The organism is Enterococcus sp. AMC1252, from assembly GCF_058216515.1.
The window spans coordinates 1530881-1553231 of record NZ_CM177097.1; the positions used below are offsets into that span (position 1 = coordinate 1530881).

Sequence of the window (22351 nt, forward strand, 5' to 3'; positions counted from 1 at the left end):
TTAGGAGATTAGGATAGAAGTATTTAACTCTAAGAAGCCTTAGTAGGTACTCGGTACCTTCAATACTAATTCGTACCTTGTTTGGTTTTACAGTAAGTAATAGCTAATTTTTAAAATTATTCTTCAAATTATTGTGAATTTCAAATTATTTTGGGAGGCATTGCTTCTTCTCTTAACGGTTGTACAAATTCTATGTGATTGAGATATAGCTATTTTGATGTGCTTCTGTTCTTAATAGTTATATCTTTATGGTAGGAAGGAAGCAATGAACAGTAGATAAATCAATTAAACGGACGATAAGTGAACTAGATTTTAATTTATTAGTTTTATTAGAAAGAATACTCATAACTAGTTAATTATTATTTTATTTCGGTTTCCTGTCGAGCGAAAGATGATAAACTAACTCTTTTTTATTCTGTACAATACAAATTAGTAAATCAAACAAATGGAGGAGTGTAGACAATAATGAAGAGTACATTAAAAAATAAAACATGGAAATTCGTAAGTAGAGCCATATCTATCGTTGGCTGTATCTTGCTGCTAAACAATAGTATTTGCGAGTATACACTGGTATTTGCGTGTAGTACAGATGAAAATCAAGAAGCCACTTTGCTAAATACTGAAAATAATAACAATAAGCAGTCAATAACAGAAATACAAGAGAAAGAAAATAACAACAATAAGCAGTCAACAATAGAAACACAAGAGAAAGATGTCATTACAGAAGAGCAGCGTTCTAGAAATGCATCAACTTTTAAGACACCAGCAAAAGATTTGATACAAATTGCCCACTTAGTTAGTTCTGTAGTAGAGCCTAAATTGACAGATTTAACATGGTCAATAAGAGTTAATTCGACACGTGTACTAGGAATAAATAAAGGGGATACAGTATCTTTTACTTATAATAGCTGGAAGGGGAAAAAAACATCTGAAGATGGTTGGTACTATATAGAAGGTACAGTAAGCTTAACTAATATGGATTTTTACTTAAGCGATTCGGTAAAGGTTACGCAGGATACAAAGAACCAAAAACTCATCTTTACTAGAACAAAAATGAACGATTATGATAAAACAACTTTAAATCTGAGAAATGCAAGCGCACAAATGAAATATCAGGAAACTATCAGTGTTTTTAATACGATGCAATATTATTGGGGGGGCGCGTGGTATAGTCACCGTGAGGATATACACGGAAGCTCGTGGACGTCTGGTGTGCTGGGACCTATTAATGTGAGTAGCATGATAAAACAACCTGATTTGAATGTTACAGCAAAAAATACTGTTGTCCCTATTAACCAAAATGCAACAATTTCAAACCCTGAAGAATATGTGAAGATAAATAATTCAAATCAAGAGTGGACGAATGCAACTTATTCATTTGATAAAAAACCTGATGTAGGAAAAGTTGGCAAAAGTGAAGCGCGGATTAGAGTTTCGGCAAAAACTCCTGATGGTTGGCAATATCCGGATAAAGTAGTCGATGTGACTTTTGATGTAAAACCTACATTAATAGCTGAGTTAATTTCTCAAGACACAGTTTTAGGAGAGAATATTTCAGGTCGTAATCCAGAAAAATCGATAAAAAAAGTTACATTGGGAGGGAAAACATTATCTTCTAGTGAATATACCGTGAAGTGGGGTTCAAATTGGTCCAACAACACTGTAGGAAAGCAAACATGGCCTGCAACAATTACAACAAATGATGGGCAACATTCATTGAATGTAGAACTTCCATTTGATGTTAAATGGGGAAGTACAGTGTTATTAAGAGGATTCGATAATGAGTCAGTTGGAGCAATTTCGCTACACCAAATGGGTGGAGATGATTTAGAGTTGACAGATTATGTAGGAATCACTAGAAAATCTAATGAATCACCAGTGCATCCTTACTTTACATCCAAGACCTACTATGATTTAAGACTGTTACGTCCAATAGATACTCCAAAATATCCTAAAGATTTGAAGACTGTGACTACGAATAATTCTTTGACATGGTCTCAGGGTGAGTGGCGTGCCCAAGATAGAATGAATATTTTTGGAGATAACTCTGATAGGCATCAAAAAGCAATTTCAGGCGATATTTTAGAAGTTACTCATGAAGAACCTGATACAAGAGAGCGATTGATTGTAAATGAAATGGAAAAACAAGAAAATGATGGACAGAAAATTGTTTATTATGAGTTGACTAAGAGCGGATTCATTCCGGTACGTGTGAATCAGTTACGATCAAAAAAAAGTACAATTCCTTTTCATTCTGATGAAGCATACTTGGATAAACATATAAAAGAATATATTGATTTAAGAGGTTACTCAAATATTGAAGTGAAAAAATTTAGTTCATACCCAACAACAAACAAATCTGGGGAAACATCAGGAAAAATAGTCGTAGAAGAAACATTGAAATCTGGGAAGAAACTACAGTGGGAATATCATACGCTATTTACAGTAGAAGAAGACAAATCGTCCATTGAGTCAAAGGATAGTGAACTTTATGAAGGCCAAAAATGGCATAAAGAGGATAACTTTGTAAGTGCCACAGATGAAGAGGGAAAAAAAGTTTCATTTGATGATAAACGAATTACTATCAGTGGGAGTGTTGATAGTAACAGTCCCGGTATCTACGAGATGAAATACACCTTTGAAGGAAAAGGAAAGCCAAAAGTTTCAAATTTTAAAGTAACGGTTAAAGAAGCTCCAGCACTCACAGCAGAGTCAGTTAAGCAAAAAACAGTTTTAGGGACAGACACATCAAAATGGGATGCTCATAAACTTATCAAGAATGTAAAAAAAGAAGACGACGAGAATGCTGATTCAAAGGAGTATACCGCTATCATTAAGCAAGTAGCAGATACGCAGACAATTGGCATCAAAACTCTCATGGTCGAAATTACGAGAATAGCTAATGGTAAAACAACAAATGTCGAAGTACCTGTTACAGTTGAATGGGGATCTACTATAGAAGTTGATAATGTTATTTATCCTGGAAATTCAGGTTATGCTTTAACATTGCATACAGGTGATGAGCCAAAAATTGTAGCGACGTATGGCAATAACACTTCTAGAAGAAATAACTGGATAAATGATTATACGTCAAGCGAGTACCTTAAAACAATGATTTATGCTGGCAATGAATTGAGTAAAAATAGTGTGATTACAGATCAAAAACCATCTTATCATTACAATATGACAGGACATGGAAAGATTAGCGACGCTGTTGCTGATTTTGGAGATTCCGGGGAATATAAAGTAACAAATGGAGATGTCATTGGACAATATGTTCAAACAACTGGTAGCAGCAGTTTTCCAGATAACAATAGATTGATGGAAAAAGAGCAAGTAACGAAACCTAACAATGGGTTAGATACTGTGTACTATGAAATCACAAAAAAAGGGTTTCATCCATTAAAAATAAATCAATTGCAATCAAAACAAGCATCAGTTAATTGGCATACTTCAGAAGAAGACTTAATGAAAGATTTAAAAGAGCATGCCTCTCATTATTTTGAAAATATTAAAGCTAGCGAATACAAAAATATTCAGCCGGTGGGGTTTGATAAATTTCCAGATACAAAAAAAGTTGGATTGCAATCTGCAAAGATAAGAATGGAAGAGACTCTCGAGTCTGGTAATACTATTCAATATGCTTATGATGTCCAGGTTATGATAGAGGATACGCGTCCCTTAACCGCAGAGGCAGTTCCATTTGTGACAACACTTGATATTGGAACAAGTAGATTTTCCGCAGATAAATTTGTTGGAAATATAAAATTGGATGGAAAAGCAGTTTCTAAAGATGAATATACTTTAGTTACTATTAAACATGACGACGCATCTAGAGTAGGGAATTTCACTTTCAAAGTGAAAATAACTAGAAAGAGCAACCATGTTGACACAATAATCGAAGTACCTATCGAAGTGAATTATGGGAACACATTAGTGCTAAAAGGTTCTAATTATTTATCTGTAATGGGATTGTCTTCACATTTTTATGGTAGTGGTAATTACACGATTGAACCAAGTAGAGTTGGAGCTGAAAAGCAAGACAATTTTCCGATTAATGCCAAATTTTCTACTCAATATTTTAGTGTTGATATGTATCACATCAATAACAAAATAAACGATATTGAGACAAGTAAACCTTATTATAGCTTTTCTAAAAATGGAACAGATAAGCTTTTGGAAGCCTATCGAACTTTTAAAGGGCAATCGTATCAACCAGGAGACATCTTGAAAGTGAATCATGTAGAAAGTTTGAACTATCAACAAATGGTTGCAATGTGGAGTAACGGTGAAAAAAGTGAACCGCAAGCTGGCTACGTGAATCAGGATGCTTATTACGAGTTGACTACAACAGCTTTTCGTCCACTGCATTTTAATCAGTTGCTGCCAAAGGAAGTTGCAACATTTCTAAATACTTCTCATGCTGCTTTAAACAAAGATTTTATCAAGAATATGGAAAAATATCTTGAAGTTAAAAATGATAAAAATAATATCTTGCCAGTAGGGTTTATTGATTATCCAGATACCTCAAAACCAGGAAAACAGCAAGCAAAAATCAGAGTGGAAGAAACCTTAGAGTCGGGTAATAAAGTGCAGTTTGATTATGCAATCCAAATCAATGTAAAAAATGAGTGGGTAAATGTAACAATTCCTACTAAAATGCTATTTCTATCAGATATGAAAAGTAAAGATAAAAGGGAGATTATTTCTGAGAACTACTCAATAACCAATAATTCTGCGAATACATCGTTGGAAGTTGAAATGGCTTCATTCACTGTTAAAGGGGATACTGAAGTGAAATTTCTATCAAAAGGAGATAAAGACCCCGAGAAACCAGAACATTCCTTAAGATTGAACTTACTTGTCGATAGTGTAGAAAAAGTGAACAGTTTGGACGCAGCATCATTATCAACTCGTTTAACAGATTTAAAGCCTAAAACATCAACGATACTTGCATTCAATGGGAAATATTTTAGCCCTGAGTCAGAAGATTCACCTCATGTGAAAAGCAGCATGGTATTGAAGTTTAACATTAAAGAATAAAGAGGCGATAGTAATGGAAACAGAAAAAAAGAACAACAAAAAGAAATGGATCAGTCTTTTATTGTTACTTATTTTAATTATTGGAGCAACTGGAGGGTATTACTGGTATAAAACTCATCAAAACCCTAAAGAATTGATTGCAGGTGATTATCCAGATGTAAAAGATGCACAGAAAATGACTGAGAAAGAATTAAAAGAATACCAAAAAAAGAAAGTGGATGAAACACAATTTACTTTAACTATATTTCCAGAAGCAATGTTTAGTAAAGCAACTTCTGAAGGAAATATTTATATAAAAAATGAGCCTGTTAATGCTTATCCAATTAATGTAAAAGTCATGCTAGATGAAGGCAATAAACAGATTTATGAATCTGGGATGATTAAACCTGGTTTTGAAGTAACTAAAGCTAAGCTTGATAAACCTTTGGAACTAGGAACATATAAAGCAACAGCTTATGTTGATATTTACGATAACAAGACAAAAGAAAAAAGAGGCGCGACACAAGCAGTGATAGAAATTACTGTTATAGAATGAATTTAGTAGCGAAAAGCTATTGAAGATAAATAAAAAAAATTTGAGGAGAGATCGATTATGAAGAAAAAAGTATTTGCAACATTATTATTAGCAGGAATGGTTTTAGGAACGGGACAAGCAGCTTTTGCAGAAGAAAAGGAAAAAGTAGAACCTTATCAAACAATCGACAATATTGATGGAAATGATTACGATCACGATAATGGAGTTCCGATTCCTGTTGGTGGAACTCTAGGTGAGAGGGATAACACAGGCGAGGGTGAAAACATTGATGAAGGAAGTGACAAATGGATTCACGTAACGCTTCCAACAAGTGTTGCATTTTACACAGATGAATCAGATAAAACAGCGGAAGTGAAAGATATTAAATCAATTGACTACACTATTACAAATTTATCTGGTCGTCCAGTAAAAGTCAATTTATCAAAATTTGAAGCTGCAGAAGGTCAAAATGAAGTTGCTGCAATTAGTTCTTTGAATCTTAAGGTAGGTGTAGAAGAAGTAGGACTGATTAAGGATGGTAGTGTAGACTTTCAGGGAGAGAAAACGTTAAATGCAAACTTAACTGCACAAGGTGGAGTTTTCAATTTTGGTTATACTGGTAAAGTAAGTACTGATCAAATTGTAGCAGACAAAAAAGATGAAGAAACTAAATCGCAACATGTTAAATACAACATGAACTTGAAATTTGAGGCTTTGCAAAAAGATGGAAAACCTGTTACAAAATAATATGAAGAAAAAGAACCTGCTAGTTTTACCAATTATAATTACTTGTTTTCTTTTTGGAGTATTTGAAATGGAATCTAGTGTATATGGTAAAGAGCTGAATGGTGAATCAGAAGTCAGTATTCCAGTTACTGGAACATTGTCTGATGGACAAACTGGAGAACAAGATGTCGATGATAAAAATACTGGGGAAAATATAAGTGAAAATGTCGCGACTGTAATAAAAGATAAATCAATTCAGAGATTACCAACTACTGGGGAAAAGGTAAGCATGTTTTTATTGCTTGTCGGTGTATTCTTGTTTGTTGTTGTGTTAGGTATGAAGAACAAAAAGATTTTTGTAAAAAGTAGATAAAATATCAAGAAATGAAAAACATAGACTCCATGTGAGTGAATGCTCTTATAATGTTGATTCATCAACGTTTTAAGGGTGTTCTTTTTTGTTGTGAGGATATAGTTCAATTTGTTCAATAAATAATTTAAAAAATTCGTTAGTAGAGATAGTTGTGTTTTCAAGAGTTCTTAAATAAAGAGAGTTTGAGAGACAAAGAGTCTTGACCAGAATTCACCATTTGAAGTGGTTTATATTTTTGGTTTCATTAAAATAGTTATTCCTTTAAATTCTTTCATTAGTTGTGTCTATAGATGCGATTCTTCATCGTTAGCAACTTTGTACCTGGTCCTCTGCTTGCTCATCTTATAGTCATTTATGATGCTCAGAAGTAAGAAATCAGCTAGTAAAACTGCTGCAAAATGATAAGTGACTTCCTGTGCATTTTCTTGTTTACAGAAAATTTCATAATGAGTCCAGTTCTGATAATAATTAAAAAAAGTACAAACAAAGAAAAAGAATGTATATAAATAAGAACCTTCAGCAATTATATTTTCTGAAGGTTCTTATTTTCTATTAAAGATTCGCGGGCGTTACTTTCTGAACTAATCCCCTTAATGGCGATAAACCTTAGTCGACTAGCATAAAGTAAAGAGATTAAAATTAATTTAATTAGGAATCGTTAGAGTTATCCATTATTAGTATCCATATCTAATAGTAGATATAGAAGTCAATTCTTTTAGTTTTTTAGATTGATGTTCAGATAAAGCAACCCCATCATTTCTGATTGCTTTAGAAATATCTAAGTTCATACGACTCAAAATCATAGGAACAGAAGCGCTCTTTTGTTTTAATTCTTCAAGATAATTCTCTAACGTTTTTTTGTAGAGATTCGTTGCCTAAGTCCGTTTTTAAATCATCCAATAAATCAGTAATAATGTTTTCTGCTTGTTTTCCTCGTTCATTTCCTCCAGAAAACCATTTTAAATTACCCATAAAATATCACTCCCTAATTCTGTATACTTATGATTTTAGTTAATAGTGTACGTTCTTTACATCCTGTTGAAACTAATCTATTTTTGATAGAAGAGTATAAGTGTTGAAAGTATAACAATATCCTATTCTATTTCTATAGTGATCTTTGCTTCAAAAAACTACCTACAAATATAAATACCGATTCATGTCATGTAACAGCATGGATATTAGTTGAGTAGGTACTTTTATTCAGGCAAAGTGAAATTTTTTTTGTAAAGTAATTCCGTAATAGCTGCAATCATTGCCTTCCAATTATGTTCATCAAAAATGTCATACAAGTAAAAATATTCAGCATTCGATTCACCCTGATAACTATCTGAAATAATTAAATCAGCATCTTTAGGAGTGTCTATATATTCAATATTTTTAAACACTAAGTTGATATTGTATTTTATTTGATCATTTAAATAGAACAATCGACCATATTGAACGCATATTTTTAATGGTTCTATGGGTGCGTTACTATCAACAATAAAGAAAAGGTAATGAGCAATATATTTTATGACCTCATCTGTAAGTTCAAATGGAGGCGGTAATTGGGATAACGTATTTTTGTAATACGAGATAAATTCTTTTTCAAAGGATTCCACTATTGGATTAACTGAATTCGGATTCAAAAAACTATCTTTTTGTTTGTGCCAATCAGAGTAATCCAGACCAACATATTTAAAATAAAGACAGATAGTATTTAAATTGTAGTAAGAAATTAACCAACGATCCATTGAAACGGTAACATTAAATGTTCTAAATAAATGGTTTAGCAATTTTTCACTATATTGGCTTAAAGGTGTAGATAAACTTAAAAATTCTTGAGCCATCTCAATCTGCTGTACCAGAGTATCACAACCTGAAATATAAAAACGTACTAGGAAGTTGAAAAATAATTTTTCTTGATAAAACACATGATCAGGTATTTTGTAATCATCTGAATAGAGAACTTGAGTAAAATTTTTATTTGTTTCATATGGTGATAAATCCTTTAAACATTCATCATCTAATACAATGTATTTTTTTCTTGAGTACATTCTGTATTTTGAAATTATGACTAAATAGTTGAATCGTTGTAATTGAGAACGCTTAAAGAGTTTAGTTTCTTCAATCATAGGTACTTGAGAAGGAAGCACTTTTTTAAATGGCCATTCTAAGCCTTTGAAAATTGACCAATAATAAAAACAGAAAAATATTCGAATATTTCTTTCTCTTTCACCCACTATGTTACTAGAAATATCGTTTGTTTTAAAAGTTATTTTAATTTTAAACGTTTCTAACAACGAGTTTAAGTCTTTGATTACTTTATACAAGTGAGGAGGGCTGACGTGTAAGTATTCAGATAATTCATTAATGCTTTGAAAATTTCTATTCAAGAAAGCATCAATAATTTTAAATTTAGTTGTATCTCTGAAATAGTTTAGACGCAGTATATCATTAACATAAGGAATGGGTTTATCAGAGTCATTTTTTAAATGGTAAAGGTTATTAATACTTACTATCTTCACAGTATTATTATGAAAAATTTGTTGGAAGTCCTCATTTAATTGCCGAATGTATCTGTTTGCAGATGTTGTTGAAATCAGAAAGAAATCGGAAATGTCATTAATCGTAACATTTTTTTCATTAAAACAGATAAAAACAAAAAGATCATATTTTTGTTTGTCAATTGGTTTCATGTAAAAGTTATTTATCACAGGATCACCACCTCATTTTCGAATGTTTGATTCATTTATTATACCATCTTTTTAGTATTATTTAATAATGTTCTCTCGTAAACCACATTTAGATAAACAAAAGGTAGATTAAAAGTATAAAATCTAAAAGTAAAGGTTTATTCATTTACCTGTAAAAGCAAAAACATAGAACACAGGAACCGTCATTTACCATTTCTTTAGAACTTAAAATTAGCTTAGGAGAGATCGAAATGCATACAATTGGTGTATTGTCTTTAAAGAACGTAAAAGAAAACAGGCACATAAACTTTTTAGCTGAAAAAGGCTGGGCTACTCAAGGAGTTGAAGTGAAAAAATTATCAAAAATAGAACCAGAAGTTAAAGCTATCTTAATTGAAGAAAGCACAATGCCGACAACTTGTTGTCATCTCATTGAGCTGACTCGAGGTACTCGAAATATGGATATTCCAATCTACATACTGTCGAAAAACAGTTCGGACTATAATATGGTTTATCTACAGTTGGGGGTTGAAGCCTGTTTCTCTGTAGAAATGGCTCCAGACGAATTTTGCGCTACTTTAACTAATTTGTTAAATCACTATCATCCAGTTGGTTTTCAGGACGGTAGAGAGTACCTAGAAGACAAAACAGCGGTTCAACCAAATAACTTAAAATTAGTACCAGAAAATCTTAGTGTGATAATTGATGGGAATAAAGAGGTAAGTTTAACTAAAATAGAATTTCAAATCATGGGTGTTCTCTATGATAATCCTTGTAAAACAGTATGTTACGCTGAGTTTATGAAGAAGATATGGTCAAATGAAGCGGAAATGACTGAGAGAAATTACAAAATTGCCAATGCGGTTTTTCACATAAGAAATAAAATTGAAAAAAATCCTAAATATCCTAGATTTATTAAGACTGTACGTTCTAAAGGGTATATGTTAAGCCTTAACTAAATTCTTTGGAATGAATAAATTACGGTTTGTTGTGGCTCATACTTAAATAAAATAGTTAACCTAAGAGATTTTAATTGGGTAATGTCTTTTGAAAATGAGAAGGCTATCTCACTAATGAAATTTGTCAATAAGCAATAATAAGCAATTAGTATGTTAGTCCATATTAATTGCTTATTTTTTATAAGGAGGGTTTAAGATTAAGTATTTTGAAGAAACTTCAGTGTTAGAAAAATCTATAGAGAGATTGACCTATATGTTCAATACTTTTGACAGAGTCTATTTTTCTTTTAGTGGTGGAAAAGATAGTGGTGTCATGGTGTTACTAGCAAATATGGTCGCAAAAAAAATGGGAAAAAAGTTTGATCTATTAATTCTAAATATTGAGGCAAACTATGACAGTACTGCTTCATTTATTTCCACGTTAGAAAAGTTAGAAAGCATAGAATGTATTTATCATTTTTGTTTGCCGTTCTATGAGGATAATACATTAAGTATTTTTCAGCCCCAATGGAAAATGTGGGATGAAAAAGTGAAAGAGTTGTGGGTGCAGGAAATGCCTGAACATGCATTAACACTTAATAACATCCCAACTGGACTAAGGGAATTATTTGACTCTTGTTATGGAAATCCAGATGTGTTTCTTCCGAAATTTGGAAATTGGTATTATCAATTTCATAAGGGAGAAGATGAAAACTTTAAAGTTGTTTGTGGTATTGGAATTAGAACACAAGAAAGTCTAAATAGATATTTTGCAATCACCAAAGTTAAGCATAAATGGGCCAATAGAAGTTGGCTGAATCTTTCATTGGAAAACTACATCAAAGCGTATCCTATTTATGATTGGTCAGTAGAAGATATATTTGCTGCGTACGCTTATTATGATTGGCCAATGAATCAGTTTTATGAGAAGTGTTACAAATTAGGTATCCCACTTTCTTTGATGAGGATATGCCAACCGTTTGGCCTACATCAAAGAAGGAGTCTAACAATGTATGCAGCAATCGAGCCTGCAACGTGGGAGAAAATTGTTAAAAGAGTGAGCGGTGTAAATTTTGGAATGTTATACGCGCAAACCTCTGTACTTGGGCACTTTAAAACATCAAAACCAGCTCATATGACATGGCAAGAGTATGCTGTATTTCTTTTAGAATCAATTGGTTTAGTGTCACCAGCACTTAGAGATCATTACTACAGAAAAATCAAAATATTAATGGATTACTACGAAACAAACTTTAGAATGAGTATAGCTGATATTGTTGATGAAGCAAAGGCTGCTGATTGGAAATATGATGAAAAGCTTTGGCATAACTGGAAAGGGATTGCTAGAGCAATAGAAAAAAATGACTTTTCTTTATCAACGCGACAATATAGTTTCACTCAAGCGGATGCAAAAGATTTGTATGCCATTTGTGATGACTACAAAGGCAGTTTGAATTTTGACGATTCACCCAATCGAGCAGTTAGAGAATTTAAGAAAAAAATTTAGGAGAAAGATATGGAGTTAATGATATTTAGTCCGCCTTACAAAAAAGATATTTTTTATAGATTGATGGGAAAATATTTTGCTGAAGATATCTATCAGAACAAGTTTCCTTATTTAGTTAATACATCGACGACAACTTGGTATCTACTTGTCAAAGATCAAATGGTTAAAGGGTTCATGTCTTTTGATTCTCAGAAGAAGAAAACAATCCTCGGTGAAATGTATTTTGAAAATGTTAAGGATGAATTAAAATATGGAAAACCAATTTTAAAAAAATTGATAAAAGCCATCAACAGCAATTCCTCTCATCCAATTGAGACGGCAGTTGAAGACGGTCGACAAAAAATATTATTAGAAGAGTTCGGATTTATCCAATATAAAAAAACGAAAAATTACTATTTTTTACGAAGGAGCTAGAACATGAGTGAAATATATTTTCCTGTCATGAATGTAAAGATGGTTGAAATCGAAAAAATTCAGAAAAACTTTTATAACCCTAATCGTGTTGCGAAGCCTGAGCTTGAATTGTTAGAACACTCAATTAGAGAAGATGGGTTCACTCAACCGATTGTTTGTTACTACAGTAAAGAAAAAGATGTTTATATCATTGTTGACGGTTTTCATCGATATCTCGTTGCAAAAGAACGATTAAATTTGACGCATATTCCGGTAACTATTATTGAAAAAGACTTAAGTAACCGTATTGCATCAACCATTCGTCACAATCGAGCAAGAGGAACACATGGCGTTGAATCAATGAGCAATGTCGTTCAACAATTGTTGTTACATGGATGGACAGACGAAGAAATAGGACAACATTTGGGGATGGAGAGAGAAGAGGTTTTACGGTTAAAACAAACGGGAGGATTGAAGACATTGTTTTCTAATCATAAATTTAGTAATTCCTGGATTACATTTGAAGAAAGATATTACAAATGATTTTTGCTGACTGCTCACTACGAGTGAATTTAAAGTAGGCGTAAATAACCATAAAAATATGATATTTTTTATCTTTATATGTTCTATACCGCGCTATAGTATAATAAATACTTCGCTTTAAGTGTGTTTAAATAAAGTAAGAACGTTCTAACAATAAATTGATTGAGGTGGTTTACGATGAAAAAAAGATTAAAACTAGAGATATTACATTTGTTGGGGTTTTAAGTGCATTGGGTTTTGTATTAATGCTATTTTCATTTCCTGTTTTGCCAATGTTTTCTTATCTGAAAAAGATATTTTATTAGTAACCCATGCATTTTCTATGAAAACAATTTTGAATGAGTTGAATTATTCGGATTTGAGTAGTTTAAAAATTAAAGGTGCAAATACAGTTATCATTCTTGAAATAGTTAAAGAGGACATACAATTGCGAGAAGTGACTAATATGGCTGATGCTATTTTGTAAAAGTGATGGGGTTTTACTAATAAAATAGCTAGTTCTTTGTAATATATACAATTAAAATTATCCAAGTTCTATTGTTAGACAAAAATATTTTTATTTATAAGAGAGTTTCTAGATATTCTAGGTACTCTCTTATTTTAAATTTACTAGTCAGATGGTAATAATCCAATGTTTAACCTTTTCAACATTGGGTCAAGTTTAGAAATTTGAAATGTAAAAATGATTGCAGTTGAAAAGAGTCAAAACAATTTTTACAATCCCAAATTGAATAGTCTTACAGTTTTGAATTTGATTTTTATGATACTGAATTTAAATTATTTGTGTTGAAACAGACTTTAATTCTAACTAAGCAAGACTAATATAAACTATTCTTCTTATAAGATGTTAAAAATGTTATCATATAGTTAAGTAAACACAATGAATATGGAGTTGATTTTATGAATGAAAGCATCATTGATTTGACAGATCGTACAGATATTTCTAAATTTTTAACTCATTTAACCAGAAACACTAAAGATGCTACAGCAAAGGAAAACTTGATTTCTATTTTAAATGATAAAAAGATAAATGCATCAAGTTATTGCTGTATGTTTAACAAAGAACTATCTAAGTTATCAGAAGAATACCAGAAAGAATTTAGCGTGACATGCTTTACAGAGACACCTTTAGATCGTTTGAAGGTTGTTGTTAAGACTTTGGAGCACAACAACAGAAGGTTTGAACCCTATGGACTGATTTTTATGAAAGATACTCAGTGTTTAGAAAGTGGTTTTGGCATCAATCCAGTTATATATATTAGGCACCAAAATAGGAGTTTGACAAAATCTTTTTGGAATCAATTTAATAATTGGAGAGACAAACCTAATGAAAATGAGAGTTTTCCTACTTTTGGTTGTTTAGTGAATCATGTCAGCTCAGAAAATGATTTTCAATGGCAAAGAGAGTGGCGAATGAAAGGTGATTATTGTTTTGATTATAACCATATAGTTGCAGTAATTGCTCCACAAGATGAACACATAGCGATAAAAGAACTTTGTACGTTTGAATCAGCTAATAAATTAACTTTTATTGATTCTGAATGGAATACTGAAGAAATTTTGTACCAACTATCCAAAAAATATTGGCATTTGAGTGAGCAAGTTATGAATGTGTTTAAAGTTCAAAAAAATTAATTATCTTTTTGTTTCGTTTAACTAATATAACTTAAATCATTTATTATTAGGAGGATACAAAGTGGGAACTTATGCGTACAAAAATGAAGATAGAAATGAAAGTAGTGTCATTTTTGCAAAGGATGCTCAAGAAAAACATAGAAAAGTTCGATATTATTGCCCAAATATAGATTGTCCTGCAGAATTATACATTTGCAGTTTGGATGGAGAAAAAGAAGCATATTTTTCAGCAAATTCTTCCATTAAACATATTGACGGATGTTGGGGCGCTTCCAAAAATAGTAAAATAAAACTTAATGAATATACAGAAGAATTATTTGAATTTGAAGATGCTCTAACTAATTTGATGAAACCAATATCTACAAGTAAAAAAGGTAGCGAAAGACAAGAAGGTAAAACACATGGCACTGGTGATTCTAAATTAAAACCATTACGCACAATTCATCAAATATATGAAATGTGTAAGTTAAATCATATAAAAGATACGTACAATGGAACCTTAATAGGTTATATGTTATTGGATAACAGGAGTGAATATCTATATTCTAAAGGTATCTATGGATTTAAGATTGTTGAATGTACTAGACAAAAACCAAATTTTTACAATAACGAAAAGAAGGAGCTATTTCTAGGCGCTCCGAAAGATATTCATAAATTTAAATTGATCTTACAATTTGAAAATTTAACGCTATTTACTAAACTAAAAAATTCCTATTATTCAAACAGAGATGCTACTGTTATAGTAGCTGGTAACTGGTCATACTCTAAAGAAAGAAAAGCGTTTCTTACAAAAATAAATAGTGCAAAACAATTTAAAATATTGAAATAATTCGGTTTATTTATGGAGGTAAAAAATGATATTTGAAAAAATCACACCAGAAAGATTAGATAGTTGGAGTAGTGAAAATAGCAGACGCGCACAAGAAATTTTACCAGAAATTGTTGCAAGATTAGTATTAAGTAGTTTTAATCAGATTAAGGATTTTAATTTTCCTTATGGAAAAGGTATTCAGTTTCCAGGTTATGATGGTTATTTGAATGTTGATGAAAGTACAAATTATATTCCACAAGGAGTTTCTGTATTTGAATTTGGAACAAATGGGAACATATTGAATAAGTTTGATGATGATATAAAAAAAAGGTCTGAAAATCCGTTGAATATAACTAAAGAGATTACGAATTTTATTTTTGTATCATCAAAAATTTGGAGTCATAGAATATCTGTACCTGATAAAATTATTGCGACCAAAAAAAATTACACTTGGAAAGATATTAAAATACTTGATGCTCAAATATTGTGTTTATGGCTTGAGGAAAACCCTGCTGTATCCATTTGGCTATCGGAAATAATAAACGGAAATATTTCAGGTATTTCGACTATTGAAAAATATTGGGATGAAAAAACTGAAACAACGAATCCTAAATTGACAGATAAATTTTTCATTAATAATAGAGAAGAAAAAGTAGATAAAATTAAAGAGTGGATTATAAAAAGTGAAGGGTACTATTTTATAAAAGCAGAGTCGTCATTAGAAGCAACTTTATTCTTAATTGCTGCAATGAAAAATATCGATATTGAGATAGACCATAAAGTTATTCTTATAAAAGACAGAGAAACATGGAATAAGGTCATATCATTAGACAATAAAAACATTGTTTTGGTTCCGATATTTCCAATTGATGATGATATCTCTTGTCCCAACTTTATTAGTGCGATATTACCTATTAGTAAATTTACACCACTTGCTAACATTTCGGAAAATTTTGAAGGTATAGAAATTAGTAAATTTAAGCATGAGCAGTTTCAAAAAAATCTATTGGAATTAGATATTTCACATGATAAAATTTCGGATCTTGAAAAAGATACAAAAAGATGTTTTCTTCCTTTGTACAGAAAATTATCAACCAATCCTTTGGTAAAGAGACCGGGCTGGCTTTCATTAATGAACAAAGAAACTGCAAATTTAATTTCCATTATGTTAGTCAGTTATATAGATACAGAGTCGCAAGGTGATATTGAAGTACTTAAAATATTGACTAAAGATTCAAGTGGATTTTTATCAAAACTTGAAGAATGGACAAAAATGGAAGACTTTCCAATTATAAATATTGGCAATGTGTATCGAGTAGTTTCAGTTCAAGACATGTGGTTATTTTTGGCCGAAAAAATTAAAAAAAATGATATTGAAAACCTGAAAAAGGTAATAAGTTTAATTTTTTCAGAAACAACTCCTAAATATGATTTACCGACTGAAGAAAGAAGTATGGCAGCAATTTTAGGAAAAAACGATAAATATTCAAAACAGCTTATTGAAGGGTTGTTAATTTCATTGATTTTTTTAAAAGAAAGAGATGAGATGTTCTCTAGTACATTTATTGGTTCAACCAAAACGGTCGTAAATGTTTTATTGAAAGAGATATTGAGCGAAATAAACTCAGAAAAACAATGGCTTTCAATTGCAGAATTTCTTCCATTAATTTCTGAAGCTTGTCCTCAGGTTGTGATTGATAAATTAAAAAAAGAACTCAGAAATCCAGAGAGTATGTTCTGGGAGATATTTAATGTAGGAGAAGGGAATAGTTTATTTTCAGGGAATGTATATCACCATTTATTGTGGGCGATAGAGAGGTTGCTTTGGATGGAAGACTACGCTGTAGATGCGATACTATTATTGGTTAGAATAGCGCAAAAGCAGTTTACTCTTCCAAATGGAGATACGCCAGAATCAAGTTTGAATCAAGTTTTTAACATGATGTTTCCTCAAACTATATTATCTAAAGATGAATTAGCCAAGTTATTAGGGAAAATTATTCGTGACTATCCTGATGTGGGTTTAAAAATTATCGATGAGATGAGTGGAAATAATAATAATCATATACTAATATCAATAAGTAAACCTGAATGGGTTGATTTCACGGATCCATATGAAAAAAGATCTTTAACATATGGTGATTTGCAATCATTTAGAAATAAGGTTGTAGACGTTTATTTTGAGAATATTAATGAAACAGATATTCGTGTATACGAAATTATCTTTAAAAACATTGATTACTTCTATTATGGAAATGAACAGAAAATAAAAAAACTAATTGAAACTAATATTGAATATTTTAATGAAGAGCAAAAATTTCCGATATCAATAAACGTAAGAAAAACTATTTTTAACAATAAAAAATATATCGATAGTGAAAGCAATCTGCCAGAAAAAACTATTAAGTTTTTGGAAGATCTATTGCCTTTGGTAGAACCTAATAATATTATGAAATTTGTTTATTTGTGTAAATATAATCCACCAATCAATAATCCTGTTCCTTATTCCGATTCAATTAAGTATGATATGGAACAAGAAGATGCGTTAGTTTATATCGAGCGAAAAAAAGCAACAAGTGAGATTATAAAAGTTTATGGATTAGAGGAGATGATTGACTATTGTCAATTTATCGAAGATACTTCTGATTTTGCAAAAATAATTGTTGAAGAAGTTTTAGAGGGACAGTTTGATGTTGAGTTTTTATTAAAAGTACAAAAAATCAATTCTATTTTATTTAGTTCACTTCTTTTCTTCTTGAATAGAGACGGTTTAGAAACTATGTTTAAAACATTAGAGAACGATTCAAGTTTATGTTGGAAACAAAAAGCGGATATATTTTGTCAAACTGAACACAGTATGACTTTGTGGAAAGAAGTAGAAAAGCACGATTCTTTGTTTCAAAATTACTTTTGGGAAAATTCGCCATGTATTTCTGTGGTTCGCTTAAATAAAGATGAGATTGAGTATTATCTACGTAAACAGGTAGAGCATGGTCGAGTAGTAGAAGCGATTAATTCAACTGCTTATTCCGACTATAATGATTACAAAGTTTTACAATTTTTATTGTACTCATTACGAGAGTATATAAATGATGAGAATAATATGAACAATTCAGATAAACTTGATCCTAAGAATATTCAAAATATTTTTGAAAAAATTTACCAAGAAAAAAATAAGGATATTGAAAAAATTGCTATTTTGGAATTATATTTCATTGGAATTCTACCTTTTGATTTTTATCCACAATCAATAAATGAATTGATAGCTAAACAGCCAGAAATTTATGTTCAATTAGTATCAAATTCATTTTTGGACGATTCTGGAGAAAGTAAAAATAATGGTAACTCCATTTCCTTCTATAAAATACTAGATAGAATAACTATTATTCCTGGCTGCAATAAATATACCGCAGACAAAGAAGCTTTTGATTCATGGATTACTAATGTTAGAACTATCGCTAAGGAATATGGATACGAAAAAGCAGTATCATTGTCTTTAGGAACTTTTTTAAGCCACTCACCCAATGGTGAAGATGGTATTTTCCCTCATGAAATTATAAGAGATTTTTTTGAAGAAAATGCTTATGAATCTTATGTTTCAGAATACCTTATCCCTAACTTTGTTGTAGGAAAAAGTAATCATGAGGGGGCTAAAGTATTTTGGGGGAGTAGTAGTAATCATGAAAAACATATGGCAGAAAAATACAATAATGATGCTAAAATAATAAAAATTGATTATCCAGAAACTTCTTCGATTCTGAAGCGCTTAAGTGATAGCTATGAATGGAGTTCTAAGGCTGTAAGTAGTATAGATGAGAGGTACTTTGATTAATATGTGATAAATATGATTGGTAAAGAGTATTTAGAATTATCAGGAAGGTGGAGAAAATGCAAGTAACAAAAAAACAACACTACATCCCACAAGGTATATTGAAACACTTTTCTGATAATAGAAAAAAAGTTTTTGAACTGTACAATAACTCTTATCTAAGTAAAAAAGAAATTAGAAATACTATGTGTCAGAACTTTGTTTATGAGCATGAAAAATTACCCCAAAATACTATTGAGAATTCTTTTGCACGTATTGAGAGTGCATTTATTCCTTATCATGATAAATTAGTCAAAGTATTGGAAGAGAATTGCTTAATCAGTCAAGAATTACCAGAAGAGGAAATTAATAAGTTAATGATGTTTTATGTATTGCTATATTTGCGCAGTGGTGCATTACTGGAAGAGTACGCAGCATATAGTGATAATCCAAAAAATGAAAGAGTTGAACGGCTTTTAGAAAATCTAATTGGTAACGTGTATCCAGCTAAGCTTGCAAATACCATTCTAAAGGGGTATGAATTATCAATTCTTGTTGATGAAGCTGAAATGTTTTGTATGAGTGATCAATTTTTTAGCACAGTATCTTTAAAGTTTAAGAATAAGTTTTCCAATATGTCTAATCGTCAGATTGGTTTTAAGGACACAATGATTTTAATACCAATATCTTCAAAATTTTATTTATGTTTTTACCATGGTGATAAACCTAAGTATGCCAAATTTAAATCATATTGTTTTCTTACAGAAGAGCAAACAAATGAAATAAATGTAGCTATTTTAAAAAATTCGTATTCCAAGTCAGTTTGTATGAAAGAAGTTCCTTTGAAACAAAATAAATCTGAAGGTCAAGGCATGAAAAGTCCTGAACGGAACATTATGGTATATCAAGGTGGAGACGTATCTATAAATACAATTAAAAAGGAAATAGAATTTTATAAATCAGAAGAAAAATTTAGTAAAGAATATTTGTCTATTTTTAGTGAGTATAGAAGCTTGTATGAAGGAAAAGTTAAACGAAATGATTTATGTCTTTGTGGAAGCGAAAAAAAATACAAAAAATGTTGTCTAGAAATACATGAAAGATGTATTAGTATTTACCATGAAATTCACAATCAAAAAAACGATCGGTATTCTATTTCACCTAAATATACAGTTGAACGGGAAATTGAAGTATTTAGAGGTCCTCAAGAAGAAATTCCGACATCTAAAGACCGTGAAATATTTGAATTATTAAAGAAAGAAAATTTAGAACCTATGAGATGAATTTTATATACCTGAATATGAGCAAGTATAAGGGCAGATGCTCATGTTAAGTAGTTCAAGTTATATATCTAAGAAGATGAGAATTAGTGAGTCAAAAAATCTGGAGTTTTTACAACTAAATACAGTAATAATAAAAGAAATCTAACGAATAATTCTCGTTAGATTTCTTTTATTGTATTAGTTTAAAATCATCCAGTTATTTGCTTTTTGTAGAGTTAAATTATATTGAGAAGTTTGATTAGCTTTAGTTATTGGATCAAGGTATGTCACCAATACTTGTGTAACGACTTGATCATTCTTTAATGAATAATTAGAAGAAGCTAGTTCCAAAAATTGATACTGTCTATTAATAGGTTTTAAAGCTTGATTATTAACGTAGTAAGACAGTTCTTTTTCATTGGCTTTGGGATATAGTTTAAAGAATGTCTTTAAGAATGAATCAATTTCTTCTGTAGTTTTAGCATCTACAGTTCCGTCACTATCACTAACTTTTGGCTTGTACTTTGATTTAGTAGGGATGCTACTAATCGTTGGATTTTTTATAATAACCATATTTTCTTTATCATCCACATGGATAGTAAGAGTATAAGCTGAGTGAGTAGTTTGTTTCTTTTTTTGTTCAGTAATATCTTGGTTAACAGTAAATAAAACCTCAAAGTTATTTTTATCAATTGGCTTAATATCCCAAAATTGAATGGATTCAACTGTAGAATTTGTAGGGATGTCAGTCCTCACCATATCCGCATTTAAGACTTGTAAATCTTCTGTGAGATAATCTTTTAATTTTTCAGTTCGTTGATCTAATGCTTTTTGATTATGTTCCCAAGAATAGAAAACCGTAATGAAGTTTCGACTGAAGCTTTCGATTTTATTTGTATCAATGACTCGTTGTTCAATGATTTCTTTTTCATGAGTCGTATGTTGATCGATGGCTGTAAAGTTTTTATATACGCCAAAAGCAATACTTGTTAGAAGTAAAAGCCATAATGCCGTTGTCATTTTTTTGTGCGTTCCTAGTTTTATTGTAGGAACTTTTTTGACTTTGTTTCTTTTTTCTTTTCTCTCTAGTTTGATTTTCATGAATGTGATTCCTTTCTCTTATTTAGTAATGATTCGCCCTGCACCAATCAGATGTTGTTGCCAATAAGACGAGGTAAGATCTCCATAACCAATTGGATCTCCTGCGTGATACATTTGAGTTGGAGATACGACGATGCCAACATGTGTAACAAAATCTGATGTATCGTAAGTTGAGTGGAAGAAAACTAAGTCCCCAGCTTTTGCTTCAGTTAATGGAATATGTTGTGTGGTGTCATACTGTGCTTGAGCGATTCTGGGAAGGGTTATGCCAGCTTTTCCAAAACACCATAACGTTAACCCACTACAGTCAAAACTTGTCTCAGGGCTAGTACCTCCAAAGACGTAAGGATAGCCTTGGTACTTCAACGCTTCATCCATGATTGCTTGGACAGTTTTATTATCAAATTTAGTCACCGTTAGATATTGAGAAACTAATTTCACATAAAATTGATTGCCATAGTTGTATCGCCACCCACCATTAATAGGGATGGCAATTGGATTGGGATAACTCACTTTATTACCACCTGATTTTTCTTTTGAGAAGTTTTCTGCTAGTTCATAAGAATATTTCTTTCCGTGAGAAGCAACGTATTGAAGAAAGCCACCACCATAATTATAGGATTGAATGACTGAATCAACATCGCATTCTAGACCAGTAGAAGATTTCAAAAGTTCACTAAAATACTTACAGCCTTGTTTAATTGATTCTTCAGTAGATAAGGTATTAGGAGGAAGTCCTAGAGACTCACTACTTTGCATCACATCTTGACCTTTCCCACCAGACTCAACCTGCATAATCGCAAAAATATAGCGAGCATATTTTGAAATGTCATATTCCTTGCAGTATTTCTCAACGGTATTTTTATGAGAAAGAACTTCCTTTGAAACAGACAACCCACTTATATCAGAAGAGTCTTGAGCATTACTGTCATCATCTGAGAAAAAAAGGGTGACGCAGAAAATTAAGCCAAATAGGATCATAAATAAACTACCAAGTAGTAGAGTAAACTTTAGTTTTATTA

Annotated in this window: 15 protein-coding genes and 1 pseudogene; 12 read left to right on the top strand and 4 right to left on the bottom strand. The window is 31.2% G+C overall.

Going from position 1 to position 22351, the window contains the following annotated elements:
* The first annotated feature begins 465 nt into the window (after nucleotides 1-465).
* The 4 genes from AC4BB5_RS07295 to AC4BB5_RS07310 are packed head-to-tail and all read left to right on the top strand — an operon-like array spanning nucleotide 466 to nucleotide 6656.
* Entirely contained in the window at nucleotides 466-5043 is a 4578-nt protein-coding gene (locus AC4BB5_RS07295; RefSeq protein WP_490458692.1) for a bacterial Ig-like domain-containing protein, read from the top strand.
* A 13-nt stretch (nucleotides 5044-5056) separates the two neighbouring features.
* On the top strand, nucleotides 5057-5578 hold the full coding sequence (locus tag AC4BB5_RS07300; protein WP_490458693.1) for a hypothetical protein: 522 nt from the start codon (nucleotides 5057-5059) through the stop codon (nucleotides 5576-5578).
* A 57-nt stretch (nucleotides 5579-5635) separates the two neighbouring features.
* Entirely contained in the window at nucleotides 5636-6304 is a 669-nt protein-coding gene (locus AC4BB5_RS07305) for a hypothetical protein (RefSeq protein ID WP_490458694.1), read from the top strand.
* Between the two features lies 1 nt (nucleotide 6305).
* Entirely contained in the window at nucleotides 6306-6656 is a 351-nt protein-coding gene (locus tag AC4BB5_RS07310; protein ID WP_490459041.1) for an EF2685/EF0750 family sortase-dependent surface protein, read from the top strand.
* A gap of 674 nt (nucleotides 6657-7330) precedes the next feature.
* Here AC4BB5_RS07310 and AC4BB5_RS07315 read toward each other — a convergent pair.
* Both AC4BB5_RS07315 and AC4BB5_RS07320 read right to left on the bottom strand, forming a co-directional pair.
* Nucleotides 7331-7628, bottom strand: a pseudogene (locus AC4BB5_RS07315) (bacteriocin immunity protein).
* A gap of 224 nt (nucleotides 7629-7852) precedes the next feature.
* Nucleotides 7853-9352, bottom strand: a complete 1500-nt coding sequence (locus tag AC4BB5_RS07320; protein ID WP_490458695.1) for a helix-turn-helix domain-containing protein — start codon at nucleotides 9350-9352, stop codon at nucleotides 7853-7855.
* 230 nt (nucleotides 9353-9582) lie between these two features.
* Between AC4BB5_RS07320 and AC4BB5_RS07325 the strand changes: the two genes are divergently transcribed.
* The 8 genes from AC4BB5_RS07325 to AC4BB5_RS07360 all read left to right on the top strand — a co-directional run bounded on the left by AC4BB5_RS07325 (nucleotide 9583) and on the right by AC4BB5_RS07360 (nucleotide 20249).
* Nucleotides 9583-10290, top strand: coding sequence for a winged helix-turn-helix domain-containing protein (locus tag AC4BB5_RS07325; protein WP_490458696.1), 708 nt, complete (start codon nucleotides 9583-9585; stop codon nucleotides 10288-10290).
* A 253-nt stretch (nucleotides 10291-10543) separates the two neighbouring features.
* A complete protein-coding gene (locus AC4BB5_RS07330; protein WP_490458697.1) occupies nucleotides 10544-11776 on the top strand; it encodes a DUF3440 domain-containing protein in 1233 nt (410 codons plus the stop codon).
* Nucleotides 11777-11785: 9 nt separating this feature from the next.
* On the top strand, nucleotides 11786-12190 hold the full coding sequence (locus AC4BB5_RS07335) for a hypothetical protein (protein ID WP_490458698.1): 405 nt from the start codon (nucleotides 11786-11788) through the stop codon (nucleotides 12188-12190).
* A 3-nt stretch (nucleotides 12191-12193) separates the two neighbouring features.
* Complete coding sequence (locus AC4BB5_RS07340; protein WP_490458699.1) at nucleotides 12194-12712, top strand: IbrB-like domain-containing protein; 519 nt, start codon at nucleotides 12194-12196, stop codon at nucleotides 12710-12712.
* Nucleotides 12713-13612: 900 nt separating this feature from the next.
* Nucleotides 13613-14347, top strand: a complete 735-nt coding sequence (locus AC4BB5_RS07345) for a hypothetical protein (protein WP_490458700.1) — start codon at nucleotides 13613-13615, stop codon at nucleotides 14345-14347.
* Nucleotides 14348-14408: 61 nt separating this feature from the next.
* Nucleotides 14409-15176, top strand: coding sequence for a hypothetical protein (locus tag AC4BB5_RS07350; protein ID WP_490458701.1), 768 nt, complete (start codon nucleotides 14409-14411; stop codon nucleotides 15174-15176).
* 25 nt (nucleotides 15177-15201) lie between these two features.
* Nucleotides 15202-18990 carry a hypothetical protein gene (locus AC4BB5_RS07355; RefSeq protein ID WP_490458702.1) on the top strand — a complete coding sequence of 1263 codons (3789 nt, stop codon included), beginning with the start codon at nucleotides 15202-15204 and terminating at the stop codon, nucleotides 18988-18990.
* A 56-nt stretch (nucleotides 18991-19046) separates the two neighbouring features.
* Entirely contained in the window at nucleotides 19047-20249 is a 1203-nt protein-coding gene (locus AC4BB5_RS07360; protein WP_490458703.1) for a DUF4238 domain-containing protein, read from the top strand.
* Between the two features lie 177 nt (nucleotides 20250-20426).
* On the opposite strand, the gene AC4BB5_RS07365 is transcribed toward AC4BB5_RS07360, so the two are convergent.
* Together AC4BB5_RS07365 and AC4BB5_RS07370 are read right to left on the bottom strand one after the other, a co-directional pair.
* Nucleotides 20427-21329: a conjugal transfer protein gene (locus tag AC4BB5_RS07365; protein WP_490458704.1), complete on the bottom strand. Its 903-nt coding sequence runs from the start codon at nucleotides 21327-21329 to the stop codon at nucleotides 20427-20429.
* Nucleotides 21330-21347: 18 nt separating this feature from the next.
* Nucleotides 21348-22349: a bifunctional lytic transglycosylase/C40 family peptidase gene (locus tag AC4BB5_RS07370; RefSeq protein WP_490459042.1), complete on the bottom strand. Its 1002-nt coding sequence runs from the start codon at nucleotides 22347-22349 to the stop codon at nucleotides 21348-21350.
* Nucleotides 22350-22351: the final 2 nt, after the last annotated feature.

What these genes read in the sequence shown, in the direction of transcription:
- AC4BB5_RS07295 (WP_490458692.1), top strand. Translation starts at nt 466, where the DNA reads ATGAAGAGTACATTAAAAAATAAAACATGGAAATTCGTAAGTAGAGCC.
- AC4BB5_RS07300 (WP_490458693.1), top strand. Translation starts at nt 5,057, where the DNA reads ATGGAAACAGAAAAAAAGAACAACAAAAAGAAATGGATCAGTCTTTTA.
- AC4BB5_RS07305 (WP_490458694.1), top strand. Translation starts at nt 5,636, where the DNA reads ATGAAGAAAAAAGTATTTGCAACATTATTATTAGCAGGAATGGTTTTA.
- AC4BB5_RS07310 (WP_490459041.1), top strand. Translation starts at nt 6,306, where the DNA reads ATGAAGAAAAAGAACCTGCTAGTTTTACCAATTATAATTACTTGTTTT.
- AC4BB5_RS07325 (WP_490458696.1), top strand. Translation starts at nt 9,583, where the DNA reads ATGCATACAATTGGTGTATTGTCTTTAAAGAACGTAAAAGAAAACAGG.
- AC4BB5_RS07330 (WP_490458697.1), top strand. Translation starts at nt 10,544, where the DNA reads ATGTTCAATACTTTTGACAGAGTCTATTTTTCTTTTAGTGGTGGAAAA.
- AC4BB5_RS07335 (WP_490458698.1), top strand. Translation starts at nt 11,786, where the DNA reads ATGGAGTTAATGATATTTAGTCCGCCTTACAAAAAAGATATTTTTTAT.
- AC4BB5_RS07340 (WP_490458699.1), top strand. Translation starts at nt 12,194, where the DNA reads ATGAGTGAAATATATTTTCCTGTCATGAATGTAAAGATGGTTGAAATC.
- AC4BB5_RS07345 (WP_490458700.1), top strand. Translation starts at nt 13,613, where the DNA reads ATGAATGAAAGCATCATTGATTTGACAGATCGTACAGATATTTCTAAA.
- AC4BB5_RS07355 (WP_490458702.1), top strand. Translation starts at nt 15,202, where the DNA reads ATGATATTTGAAAAAATCACACCAGAAAGATTAGATAGTTGGAGTAGT.
- AC4BB5_RS07360 (WP_490458703.1), top strand. Translation starts at nt 19,047, where the DNA reads ATGCAAGTAACAAAAAAACAACACTACATCCCACAAGGTATATTGAAA.
- AC4BB5_RS07365 (WP_490458704.1), bottom strand. Translation starts at nt 21,329, where the DNA reads ATGAAAATCAAACTAGAGAGAAAAGAAAAAAGAAACAAAGTCAAAAAA.